10 protein-coding genes are annotated in these 11,467 nt (G+C 65.8%); 3 read left to right on the top strand and 7 right to left on the bottom strand.

Features of this window, described 5'->3' with window-relative positions:
• Positions 1–154 precede the first annotated feature (154 nt).
• Positions 155–859 carry a hypothetical protein gene (locus tag IAE58_RS12850; protein WP_199933326.1) on the top strand — a complete coding sequence of 235 codons (705 nt, stop codon included), beginning with the start codon at positions 155–157 and terminating at the stop codon, positions 857–859.
• An 18-nt stretch (positions 860–877) separates the two neighbouring features.
• On the opposite strand, the gene IAE58_RS12845 is transcribed toward IAE58_RS12850, so the two are convergent.
• The 7 genes from IAE58_RS12845 to IAE58_RS12815 form a co-directional block, all read right to left on the bottom strand.
• Entirely contained in the window at positions 878–1,378 is a 501-nt protein-coding gene (locus IAE58_RS12845) for a hypothetical protein (RefSeq protein WP_199933325.1), read from the bottom strand.
• 66 nt (positions 1,379–1,444) lie between these two features.
• Positions 1,445–2,119 carry a response regulator transcription factor gene (locus IAE58_RS12840; RefSeq protein WP_325166854.1) on the bottom strand — a complete coding sequence of 225 codons (675 nt, stop codon included), beginning with the start codon at positions 2,117–2,119 and terminating at the stop codon, positions 1,445–1,447.
• A gap of 45 nt (positions 2,120–2,164) precedes the next feature.
• Positions 2,165–4,807: a sensor histidine kinase KdpD gene (locus IAE58_RS12835; RefSeq protein WP_199933323.1), complete on the bottom strand. Its 2,643-nt coding sequence runs from the start codon at positions 4,805–4,807 to the stop codon at positions 2,165–2,167.
• A gap of 71 nt (positions 4,808–4,878) precedes the next feature.
• Complete coding sequence (kdpC, locus tag IAE58_RS12830) at positions 4,879–5,505, bottom strand: potassium-transporting ATPase subunit KdpC (protein WP_199933322.1); 627 nt, start codon at positions 5,503–5,505, stop codon at positions 4,879–4,881.
• Positions 5,506–5,514: 9 nt separating this feature from the next.
• A complete protein-coding gene (gene kdpB / locus IAE58_RS12825) occupies positions 5,515–7,563 on the bottom strand; it encodes a potassium-transporting ATPase subunit KdpB (RefSeq protein ID WP_233614847.1) in 2,049 nt (682 codons plus the stop codon).
• Positions 7,564–7,588: 25 nt separating this feature from the next.
• On the bottom strand, positions 7,589–9,322 hold the full coding sequence (gene kdpA, locus IAE58_RS12820; protein ID WP_199933320.1) for a potassium-transporting ATPase subunit KdpA: 1,734 nt from the start codon (positions 9,320–9,322) through the stop codon (positions 7,589–7,591).
• A 71-nt stretch (positions 9,323–9,393) separates the two neighbouring features.
• Positions 9,394–10,122 (bottom strand): TorF family putative porin, encoded by a 729-nt coding sequence (locus tag IAE58_RS12815; RefSeq protein WP_199933319.1) that lies wholly within the window; start codon positions 10,120–10,122, stop codon positions 9,394–9,396.
• Positions 10,123–10,376: 254 nt separating this feature from the next.
• Here IAE58_RS12815 and IAE58_RS12810 point away from each other — a divergent pair, with 254 nt between their 5' ends.
• Together IAE58_RS12810 and IAE58_RS12805 are read left to right on the top strand one after the other, a co-directional pair.
• On the top strand, positions 10,377–10,778 hold the full coding sequence (locus tag IAE58_RS12810; RefSeq protein ID WP_199933318.1) for a hypothetical protein: 402 nt from the start codon (positions 10,377–10,379) through the stop codon (positions 10,776–10,778).
• 3 nt (positions 10,779–10,781) lie between these two features.
• Positions 10,782–11,228 carry a 3-dehydroquinate dehydratase gene (locus tag IAE58_RS12805; RefSeq protein ID WP_199933317.1) on the top strand — a complete coding sequence of 149 codons (447 nt, stop codon included), beginning with the start codon at positions 10,782–10,784 and terminating at the stop codon, positions 11,226–11,228.
• The last annotated feature ends 239 nt before the right edge of the window (positions 11,229–11,467 follow it).

The raw sequence follows: 11,467 nt of genomic DNA, 5'->3' as shown, positions 1-11,467 counted from the left end.
GGGCAAGGGGGAGGGGAGGCTTCCAGACGCAGGCGCCGTAGAGTCGAGCTTGCTCGACTGAGCGCCGGCACTGTATTTTGCGTTAAGGCATGTAAAGCCAACCTTCAATCGTACGTTCCGCCCCGGTACCCGCGGAACGCACAGGTGCAGTGCAATGACTTCAATTGATCATGTCACTCGGGACATCGGGGAGACATTCCCTGAATGCAAGGTCTACCTTGACCCCAAGGATGTCCCTCCAGGCTTGGCACTTCCCCCAGGTTGGCACAGGTTCGGCCTGAGCCTGGAGGCCCCGCCTCAGTACCCCGCTGGCTGGAGCGGCTTCTCGACTGAGTTTCCGACAACACTGCGGCTGCTCGATGAGTGCCTGCTGGGTACGGTACTGCTCGTCGGTGCCGAGATCGAGATGGCGTACATCTTTCATGATGGCTCCAGCGTCTACTACTACGTGGGGGGTGCCCCAGTAACAGAGGGTGCACTCGTCACACCAGAGTTCAAGCGCCTTCCGGCAAGGCTGCAGGACTTCCATCGCGCGGTCCACGACGGGTATACCTTCTTCCCGGCCCGTTCGATGGGGCCGCAGCGCCTCTGCGATCAATCACACGTTTCAGACATGATTGACCAGGAGGATGATTCATTTGCCCGCAGCTGGATAACGGTGTTCTCCAATGGCGGCGGCGACTACGTTGCGGTGGAGGAGGGCCGGCTGGAAGATGCGGCTGGCTTGATCTGGTGGCATGAGTCGCCGGAAACCCCGGAACGCGGCATCGACATCTTTACAGTGATGGACGCATGGATGGCAATGTTCCTGGAGGACACCCGACCGCGCCAATCAGTAGAGTCGAGCTTGCTCGACTGAAGCCGTCCAAGTACCCAATCAACCGCTTACCTTGCCAGGCGCCCCAAAAAACAGGCGCGCACACGCCAATCCCGCAACGGCGCCGCAGGCGGCGAACAATGCAGCCTCGCTCAACCCACGCGGATTGCCCGCGGCAAGTGACGGCAGCGATGAGAGCAGTGCACCTATGGCGCTGCTCAACGCCAAGGCGCGCCACCCCCACAGCCAGGGCTTCAGCGCACCCACAATGGCACCGGTCGCCATCGCCGGAATGGCAGCCATCGGGTAGGCAAACAACAACAGGAACAGCACGGCCAAGGGGTTAAGCACGGTGCCCGCTTTCAGCGAGACGGCGAGGAAGGCAGCCAGCGTGCCCACCAGCGGACCCACCGCCAAGAAAAGGGCCCCGCCCTTGAACTGATCTATGGCGCAGTCCCACGCAGAGATCCGGGCACTTCCGTCAACGCCCGCGCAGGCGCAAATGCGGAACAGAGCCGCCAGCACTGGAAAGATCAGGATCAGCACATAGCCAATCGGCATCGTAAGCCGGATCGGCGTGCACTTGTACCGCCATGCGCTTGCCGGCAGCAATATACCCTTGGACCACTACGCTGCTGGTTGGAACTGGAGCCCAACACCCGGCAGCGTCTTGATGTAGCGGGGCGCTGTAGCGGTGTCACCGATCTTCGGCCGAAGGCGCGACAGAAGTATCCGGATGTAGTGGGCGTCGCGGCTATGCGATGGGCCCCATATCTCAGTCAGTATCGCCGGATGGGTCACCACACGCCCTGCGTTGCGCGCAAGCAGAAGCAGAAGTGCATACTCCTTGCGTGAGAGTGCCAACTGTCTATCTTCGAACATCACCACGCGGGTCAGTTCGTCAATGCGCAGACAGCCATCGTCAAAGCAGAAGGGCGCCTCGGGATCCCGGTCCGCAGACCGCAACAGAACCCTGATGCGGGCCATCAGTTCGTCGATGCCGAACGGTTTGGTGACGTAATCACGCGCGCCGCCGTCAAGCGCAGTCACCTTGCTTGACTCGCCGGACCTGGCCGTAAGCATGATGACGGGCGCCTGTGAGAATTCCTTCAGTTGCGTCAGTACCGCGTGTCCATCCATGTCGGGAAGGCCGATATCCAGCAGGACGATGTCCACCACACAGCTGCGTGCCACATCCAGTCCACTCTGGCCTGTCTCTGCCATCAGCACGGTGTAGCCCTGAGCCTTCAGGCTGATCTGCAGGAAGCGCCGGATATGCGGTTCATCGTCGATGACAAGCACATGGACGTCTGCAGTCTGTTCTGATCTTTTTGGCATGTGGCAGGCTCAGGACTGGTTCGGCCGCAGCATCGGCAGGGTGATGCGGATGACCGTGCCCACCCCGTCCGGCCCGGGAAATGCTTCGACCGATCCACCATGCGCACCGATCATGCCCTGCGCGATGGTCAGGCCCAGCCCGGTGCCCTTGCGATTCCTGTCACCGCGCTCGACGCTGTAGAACATGTCGAAGATGCGCTTGCGCTCGTCCTCGGGAATGCCAGGACCACGATCGCGCACATCGATCTGCAGGTTGCCGCCGAGCAGGCGAGCGGACACATCCACCGCCGCCCCCGGCGGTGAGAACTTCGCGGCGTTTTCCAGCACATTGAACAGGCCCTGTTCGACCAGGGCGGGATGCACCCATATCGGCGGCACGTCCGCGGCGATGGCCACATCCAGCGTGACCGCCGGCTGATACCGGTGCAGACGCCCGGCGGCCGATCCGATCAGTTCATCCACGCCCACCCAGTCCCGGTTCAAGGTCAGCCCATCGTGGCCGAGCCGGGTCATGTCCAGCAGGTTCTGGATGTAGCGATCCAGCCGATCGCCCTCCTCCAGGATGGTGTCCAGCAGGTTGGCCTTGTCCTCGGCCGACAGCGCATCCGGGTAGCTCACCAGGCTGCTGGCCGAACCAATCATCGACGCCAGCGGCGAGCGCAGGTCATGCGACACCGACGACAGCAGCGCCGAGCGAAGGCGCTCGGTTTCATTGCTCACCCGCGCGCCCTCCAGATCGGCCACCAGCCGGGTGCGCATGATGGCCTGGGTCACATCGTCGATCATCGCTTCGGCAAGGCGGCGCTGCTCGGGCGCCAGGCGCGCGGTGTCCTCGCCCCAGCGCAGCCCCATCACGCCCACCACGGTGCGGTTGGCCAGCAGCGGAACGAACCACCACGGCGAGGCGGCCAGCGTATCGGTGAAGCGCCCGGCCTGCTGGTGGTGCGCCAATGACCAGTCCGCCGCCGCCCGATCGGTGCCCTGCAGCAGCGTACCGGGCGACTGCTCGGTGCGATCGGCGGACTGGATCCACACCGCAACCCCCAGGCTGCGTTCCATCGCAATGCGCCCCACGTGCAGCACCTGGCCCAGGTCGGCCGCGCTGCTCAGGCCGCGCCCCAGCCGTTCCATCATCGTGGCCTGCGCATTGACCGCGCGCAGCGCCAGGATCTGTGCGCGCAGCCGGGTGGCCAGGCTGCCACACACCAGCGCGGCCACCAGGAAGATGACCACCGTGGCCACGCCGCGGTTGGCGCTGATGCTGAAGGTGAAGGTGGGTTCAATGAAGAAGAAGTTGTAGCTGAAGAAGCACAGCACCGCGGTGCCAACCACGCCCAGCATGCTGGTGCGGGTGGCCACCAGGATCACCGCTACGATGAAGACCATCGACATGTCGTCGATTCCGAGCCACCGCTGCGCCATCCACGCAGCCACGATCGCGCCCAGCGTGGCCAGCACGGCGGCGGTCAGATCGTGCCGCAGCAGCGAACGGTCGGGAATGCGCAGGCGCCGGCGCGCACGCGCACGTGCTTCGGGCGAGCTGATGATGACCAGTTCGTAATGCGCTCCGCGCTGCAGCAGTTGCTGGGTCAGCGTGCGGTTGATCATGCGGGCCAGCGGCCGCTCGCGGGTGCGACCCACGATCAGCGTGGAAACACCGCAGCGTTCGGCGTGGTCCAGCAGCGCATCGGCCACGTGGGTGCCGTGCACCACCTCGGCGTCCGCACCCAGGCTGCGTGCCAGCGCGAAGGCGCGGTCCAGCTCGGCCTGGCGCGCGGCCTCCACCGGCTTGCCGGACTGCACGGTCACCACCGTCCAGGGCGCATCACGGCGCTGGGCGATCCTGCGCCCCGCGCGCACCATGTATTCCGATGCGCCCATGCCATCAATGGCGATCAACACCCGGTTGCGCAGCGCAATGCCGGGCAGGCCGCGTGCAATCTGCGATTCGCGCAGGTCTTCTTCCACGTGGTCGGCCGCGGTCTGCATGGCCAGTTCGCGCAGTGCCGCCAGGTTGGACGGCGAAAAGAACGCCTGCAAGGCGTGGGTCGCCTGTTCGGGCAGGTAGACCTTGCCCTGGTTCAGGCGTTCGATCAGTTCGCGCGCGGGAAGGTCGACCAGGCGGATGTCGCGCAGGCGGTCGAACACCGCATCGGGCACGGTTTCGCTGACGCGGATGCCAGTGATGCGATGGACGACGTCGTTCAGGCTTTCCAGGTGCTGGATGTTGATCGTGGTGTAGACATCGATGCCCGCATCCAGCAGATCGATCACATCCTGCCAGCGCCGTTCATGGCGGCTTCCCGGAACGTTGCGATGGGCCAGCTCATCGATCAACGCCACCTGCGGACGGCGCGCCAGGATCGCATCGACATCCAGCTCCTGCAGCTTGCGGCCTTGGTATTCAATGCGCCTGCGCGGAATCAGCTCCAGCCCGTCCACCAGTGCGGCGGTTTCGGATCGGCCGTGCGTTTCGACAATCCCCACCACCAGGTCGATGCCCTGGCGGCGCAGCTCGCGTGCGCGCGACAGCATGGCGTAGGTCTTGCCCACGCCGGGCGCGGCGCCCAGGAAGACGGTCAGGTGGCCGCTGTTCTGCCGGCGCAGTTCGCCCGCCAGCGCATCGGCCTTGGCGTTGCGGTCATCGTTCATGGGAAGGTTCCATCAGGTGTGCGCAGGCCCCTGTGCGTGCACAGGGGCGGCTCGATTCGAGCGTGCCGCGCTCAGTTCCGGGTCGGGGCCGGTGCCACCTGGTCCAGCGCCAGGTTAAGCTCCAGCACGTTCACGTGCGGCGCACCATAGAGGCCAAAGCGCATGCCTTCGGTGTGCCTGGCCAGCAGGGCCTGCACATCGGCAGCCTGCATGCCGCGCGCTTTGGCCACGCGCTGCACCTGGATCTGCGCGGCCTGCGGCGAGAGATGCGGATCGATGCCGCCGCCGGACTGGGTCACCAGGTCGCTGGGCACCGCTTCCGGCGCCACGCCGTCGCGCGCCGCCACGGCCGCGCGGGCCTCGTCCACCCGCTTGCGCAGGTCCGGGTTGGTGCGGGCCTGGTTGCTGCCGGCCAGCGCCATCACGTCGTACGACGCGGCCGACGGGCGCGACTGGAAGTAGCGGTCATCGGCGAACGGCTGTGCCACCAGTGACGAACCGACCACCTTGCCGTCGCGCTCGATCAGGCTGCCACTGGCGGCGGCGGGGAACATCAGTTTCCCCAGGTTCGTGGCCGCCAGCGAGTAGACGAAACCAAAGCCCAGCAGCGAGGTGATCGCCAGGCCGATGGATGCGCGCCAGACGCCACTGCGGGTGGGAGCGGCGTGCGACGAAGCGTGTTCAATGATGTTGTTCATGGCAGGTCCTCAGGCACCGAACACGGCGGCCAGCGCCATGTCGACCAATTTGATGGCCGGGAACGGCAGCAGCACGCCGCCCAGGCCGTACACCAGCACATTGCGGCGCAGCAGCGCGGTGGCGCTGGCGGCACGGAAGCGCACGCCGCGCAGGGCCAGCGGAATCAGGATCGGAATGATGATCGCGTTGAAGATCAGCGCGGCCACCACTGCATTGGTCGGGCTGGACAGGTGCATCACGTTCAGCGCGGCCATCGACGGCACGGCGGCGAACATCGCCGGCAGGATGGCGAAGTACTTGGACACGTCGTTGGCCAGCGAGAACGTGGTCAGCGCGCCGCGGGTGATCAACTGCTGCTTGCCCACTTCCACTACCTGCAGCAGCTTGGCCGGATCCGAATCCAGGTCGACCATGTTGCCGGCCTCCTTGGCCGCCTGCGTGCCCGAGTTCATCGCCAGGCCGACGTCGGCCTGCGCCAGCGCCGGCGCATCGTTGGTGCCGTCGCCCACCATCGCCACCAGGCGCCCCGAGGCCTGTTCCTGGCGGATGCGGGCCAGCTTGTCTTCCGGGCGTGCCTCGGCGATGTAGTCATCCACGCCGGCTTCGGCAGCGATGGCCGCGGCGGTCAGCGGGTTGTCGCCGGTGATCATCACCGTCTTGATCCCCATCGCACGCAGCTGCGCGAACTTTTCCTTGATGCCGTGCTTGACCACGTCGGACAGTTCGATCACGCCCAGCAGGTGGCGACCATCGGCCACCACCAGGGGCGTTGCACCATTGCGGGCTACCTGCTCCACGCGCGCCGACAGTTCCGGCGACGGCTCCGAGCCCAGCGACTGCGCGTACTTCACCATGGCGTCGATGGCGCCCTTGCGGATCGCACGCACCTGGCCATCGGCCAGGCTCAGATCGACACCGGACATGCGGGTGTGCGCACTGAACGGCACGAAGTGCGCATTGGCCGGCTCTTCAATGGGCGTGTTCGGCTGGCGGGCCAGCTTCACGATCGACTTGCCTTCCGGGGTCGGGTCGGCCAGCGAGGACAGCAGGGCCGCTTCGCGCAGGCGCTGCATGTCCACGCCCGCCAACGGATGGAACGCCGTGGCCTGGCGATCGCCGTGGGTGATGGTGCCGGTCTTGTCCAGCAGCAGCACGTCTACGTCACCGGCCACTTCCACCGCCTTGCCCGACTTGGCCAGCACGTTGGACGACAACGCGCGGTTCATGCCGGCAATGCCGATGGCCGGCAGCAGGCCACCGATGGTGGTCGGGATCAGGCAGACCAGCAACGCGACCAGCAGCAGCGGGTCCAGCGAAATACCCACGAAACCGGCGATGGACGGCAGGGTCAGCACCACGATCAGGAAGGTCAGCGTCATGGTGACCAGCAGCAGGCCCAGCGCGATCTCGTTGGGGGTCTTCTGCCGGTTGGCACCTTCCACCAGCGAGATCATGCGGTCCAGGAAGCTGTTGCCTGGTTCGGCGGTCACCCGCACCACGATCTCGTCGGACAGCACCTTGGTGCCACCGATCACGCCGGAGCGGTCGGTACCGGCCTCACGCAGCACCGGTGCCGATTCGCCGGTCACCGCCGATTCGTTGATGGTGGCCAAGCCACGGATGATTTCGCCGTCGGCGGGCACGATCTCGCCTGCCGACACCACCACCAGATCGTCGGGGCGCAGTTCGGCGGCCGGCACCGAGACCGCGCTGGCTGGATTGGCCGCATCGCTGATTTTGCGTGCTACCAGATCCTTGCGTGCACGGCGCAGCGAGGCGGCCTGGCCGCGACCGCGCGCTTCGGCCACGGCCTCGGCGAAGTTGGCGAACAGCACGGTGACCAGCAGCAGTGCGGTAACCGCCCAGCCGGTGCCGGTGGCGGCCTTGCCGGCGATGGTCAGGCCCGCCGTGAGCAGGGTGCCCAGCCACACCACGGCCATCACCGGGTTGCGGAAGGCATGGCCAGGCGACAGCTTGGCGAAGGACGCAATGACAGCGGCCTTGAACCCGGCGGCATCAAGCAGCGCCGGGCGACCAGGGCGATGCCCGGTGTGCATGGAAGTATCAGTCATTGGGAAATCCTCAGAAGGCCTTGAGCGCCAGGTGATCGGCGATGGGGCCCAGCACCAGAACCGGCATGAACTGAAGCAGGGTCAGGATGACGACCACCGCGATCAGGGTGAGTGCGAAGGTGGGCGTTTCCACGTGCAGCGTGCCCGGGCTTTCCGGAACGGCACGCTTGCGCGCCAACATCGCCGAGATGACCAACGGGATGATCAGTGCCGGGTAGCGGCCCAGCGCCAGCACCACCGCACAGGTCAGGTTCCACCAGTAGGTGGCATCGCCCAGACCTTCGAAGCCGGAGCCGTTGTTGGCAAAGGCCGAGGTGAATTCATAGAACACCTGGCTGATGCCGTGGAAGGACGGGTTGGAATTGCCGGTCAGGCTGGGCACGGCCAGGGTGATGGCGGTAAGGGACAGCAGCACCAGCGGCTGCAGCAGCACCAGCACGGCCAGCAGTTTCACTTCCGGCGCTTCGATCTTGCGGCCGAACAGTTCCGGGGTGCGGCCGGTCATCAGGCCGGCCAGGAACACGCTCAGTAACAGATAGACCAGGAACTGCTGCAGGCCGCAGCCGATACCACCCCAGATGGAATTGACCAGCATGTTGCCGATCGTGACCAGGCCGGTGAGCGGCGCCAGCGAATCGTGCATGGCGTTCACCGAGCCGTTGGAGGTCTGCGTGGTCAACGCCGCCCACAGCGCGGAAGCATCTGCGCCGAAGCGCACTTCCTTGCCCTCCATCAGTGCAATGTCCGTACTGGTGGAAGACAGCGATTCTGACCACAGGGCCACACCGCTGGAAACCAGCGACATGGCCAGCATGGTGCCGACCACCAGCGCGGTGAAGCGGCGGCGCCCGGTGAAGGCGCTGACCATGAAGGCGATGCTGACCGGAATCAGGATCAGCGCCAGGGTTTCCAGCAGGTTGGAAAGGGCAGTCGGGTTTTCCAGCGGCACGGCACTGTTGGGGCCATACCAGCCACCGCCATTGGTACCCAGCTGCTTGGCCGCCACCATCGAGGCCACCGGCCCCAACGGAATCTTCTGCTCGGCCATGCCCGCAGATGCGTCGATGGGCGTGGCCACCGGACCGCCTTCGAACGTGGACGGCACGCCCTGCCAGGTCAGCAGCAGCGACCACAGCAGGCACAACGGCAGCATCAGGCGCACGGCCGGGCGGATGACATCGGCCCAGTAGTTGCCCAGGTCGGGTTCGCCATCGGTTGCAACGACCGACGGCGCGCGGTCCTTGCCCGCAGCGGCCAGCACATCGCGCCTGCGCCCGCCAAACAGGCCGCGCAGGGTTGCCACCACCAGGGCCAGGCCCATCATCGGAGTGATCACCTGCAGGCCAACGATGCCGGTCATCTGCGCGAAGTAGGACAACTGCGCCTGGCCGGAATAATGCTGCTGGTTGGTGTTGGTCAGGAACGAGACCATGGTGTGCAGCGCCAGGTCCCAGCGCATGTTCGGCGCGTTGTTGGGGTTCAGCGGCAACCAGGCCTGGCTCATGAAGATGGCCAGGGTCAGCACGGCCAGCACCAGATTGCTGACCAGGAACGCCGTAACGTACTGCTTCCAGCCCATACCCTGGCCAGGCGCAACGCCCAGCATGCGGTAGAGCGGCCGTTCGATCAGGCCAAACACGCGGTCACCCCACATGGGGTTGCCACGCATCACCGCCGCCAGATAGCGGCCAATGGGCCAGCCCAGCAACAGGGCCAGCGCAATTACGGAAAGGAACTCGAACATGGGATGTCCCACCTTGTTGTGGTTGGATCGCCGTGCGCGCGGGCGCGCCTGCCCGCGATGCCGGACTCAGTTCAGAACGACGCCTGCAGCGCGGCTTCGACGCGCGAACCCGCCAGATCGGGGAAGATGCGCTTGGCTGCCGAATCGGTGGCGTGCGCGGTCACGCGCAGTTCGAACGGCGCCTTGAAGGCCCAGATGCCGCTCAGTTGGCCGTGCGTATAGCTGTCGTTGTAGGCGTCTTCCAACCAGTAATGGCCCACGGCGGCCTCGAAGCGGACGCTGTCGCTGACCGGCAGTCGCGCGCCCAGCTGCGCGTACACGCCGCGCTCATCGGTGGCCAGTGCATCGGGCGAGTACGCCACCTGCAGCCAGTAGTTCTGCTTCCAGGTCACGGTGCTGTTCAACTCGGCCCAGTTCAGATCCATCGTGGTGGACGGGTACCGGTAGTGGGTCAGGTTGACGTCCAGCGCCCAATCGTCGGACAGGCCACCGGACCAGCCGGCAATGAAATCCAGCTCGCTGCTGGCATGGGTCTCCGGCGCGAATTCGACATTGGAGCCCCAGACCGACGCATACCAACCCGACTCGGCGCTGGCCTTGAAGCCGGCCTGCACGGCCGCATCGCCTTGGGTCTGGCTGGAGCCACGCCACACATAATCATTGGCAATGGCGGCCGAGCCGGACACGGTGGCCGCATGGCTGCTGAAGGCCGCGCCGGCGAACAGGACAAGGCCGGCCAGGCTACGGGTGGCAATGATCTGGGCGCTGACGCGCTGGCCCGGGAAGAGGTGCAGAGACATGGAATGACAACTCACAGGATGGCTGTTCAGCCGATGCGAAATTGTCGAATCGATGCCTGTAAAAAGCCCATTCCCGCGTTGATACGCCGCGTAAAATCTTCATAAAATTTCACGCCCCGCTGGCGACGATGCAGCGCACCGCGCCCGCCGTTACGTTGATTTTATGCCGGGCAGGCAGAACACGGCTGGCGATTTTACGTAGCCCACCGCGACCATGGCATCACCGCACCGCAGGGTGTGAAACCAGAACCGCCATGACCGTGATCGTGATTCGCCACGCAACCCCCAGCAGTGTGCCGCCGAGCCTGCCCGCGCAGTTGGGCAACCACCCCGTGGTGTGCAGGGACTGCAGTGGCGTGGAAGAGATTCGCCAGTGCCTGTGCCAGATCGACGCCCAGCCCCGCGACTGGGTGGTGCTGGAACTGGGTGCCGTGGACGAGCAGCAATGGTGCGAACAGGCCGCCGCGCTGGGCCACGCACTGGACCAGTTGCCGGCGCAGTACATCGAAGTCCAGGCCACCTGCGAAATGGACCTGCAATCGCGGCTGCGCCTGCAGCACGCACCGGCCGCCGTGGTGGTCGACCATCGCAACGCGCAGGGCGGCTACCCGCTCTCGCTGGGCATCATCCGCCACCGTCTGGCCATGGAGGCCTGAGCCATGTCGATCTTCATCATTCGTGGCCCGGAAGCCAGTGGCCGTCTTATCCGCACGGCCGCACCGCTGCCCAGCCAAGTATTGAAGGCGCTGGTGGAACGCGCGATCGATGCCGGCACCACCATCGCCATCCGCGCGTGCGGTTCCGAACAGGAACTGCTGGACGCACTGCGCGTGGCCGACCACAGCCGCGGCGAGATCACCCTGCTCGACCCCGGTGCGTGCGCCGACAGCGCCCGCCTGCAGCGCCTGCTGCCGCATCTGCATAACGCCTATGTGGAAGTGCACGACGATGGCGCGCAGCGCGAGACCTGCATCCCCGCCGGTGCGGGGCGCCGGCTGGCGGTGGCCAGTGGCTACGGTGCGCAGAGCTATGCGTTGGGGTTGGAGATCGCGCTGGAACACCTGGGGCTGGCCGAAGACAGCAACCGCTTCCACGTGGGCACATGAACAGTGTTCATCTGCACGCCCCTGGCCTCGGTCATCGCGTCCACGCCGTTGTTGCCTGGGTGGTCAACCGCAACTACCACGTTCCAAAAGTGCGCCAGGCGCGCGCCGAACCAATCCATCACCCGGGCGCTGCCGCCATTGCCGTGCGATAGCAGCAATGCGCGGCGGCCCGACAGCCAGCGGTTGCCGTTCCGGCCTTGGTCGCGCGGTTGCTGGGCAGGTCAGGACATGGGTGTGCG

Source organism: Stenotrophomonas sp. S49, assembly GCF_016624905.1.
In the GTDB taxonomy this organism is placed as follows: Bacteria; Pseudomonadota; Gammaproteobacteria; order Xanthomonadales; family Xanthomonadaceae; genus Stenotrophomonas.
Note: the sequence above shows the minus strand (reverse complement) of the source record. Positions and strands in the feature narration are given on the sequence as shown.

Bases quoted from the DNA above. Each gene is read 5' to 3' on its own strand.
- kdpC (WP_199933322.1), bottom strand. From the start codon at position 5,505: ATGAACAACATCATTGAACACGCTTCGTCGCACGCCGCTCCCACCCGC.
- kdpA (WP_199933320.1), bottom strand. From the start codon at position 9,322: ATGTTCGAGTTCCTTTCCGTAATTGCGCTGGCCCTGTTGCTGGGCTGG.
- IAE58_RS12835 (WP_199933323.1), bottom strand. From the start codon at position 4,807: ATGAACGATGACCGCAACGCCAAGGCCGATGCGCTGGCGGGCGAACTG.
- IAE58_RS12810 (WP_199933318.1), top strand. From the start codon at position 10,377: ATGACCGTGATCGTGATTCGCCACGCAACCCCCAGCAGTGTGCCGCCG.
- IAE58_RS12850 (WP_199933326.1), top strand. From the start codon at position 155: ATGACTTCAATTGATCATGTCACTCGGGACATCGGGGAGACATTCCCT.
- IAE58_RS12815 (WP_199933319.1), bottom strand. From the start codon at position 10,122: ATGTCTCTGCACCTCTTCCCGGGCCAGCGCGTCAGCGCCCAGATCATT.
- kdpB (WP_233614847.1), bottom strand. From the start codon at position 7,563: ATGCACACCGGGCATCGCCCTGGTCGCCCGGCGCTGCTTGATGCCGCC.
- IAE58_RS12805 (WP_199933317.1), top strand. From the start codon at position 10,782: ATGTCGATCTTCATCATTCGTGGCCCGGAAGCCAGTGGCCGTCTTATC.
- IAE58_RS12845 (WP_199933325.1), bottom strand. From the start codon at position 1,378: ATGCCGATTGGCTATGTGCTGATCCTGATCTTTCCAGTGCTGGCGGCT.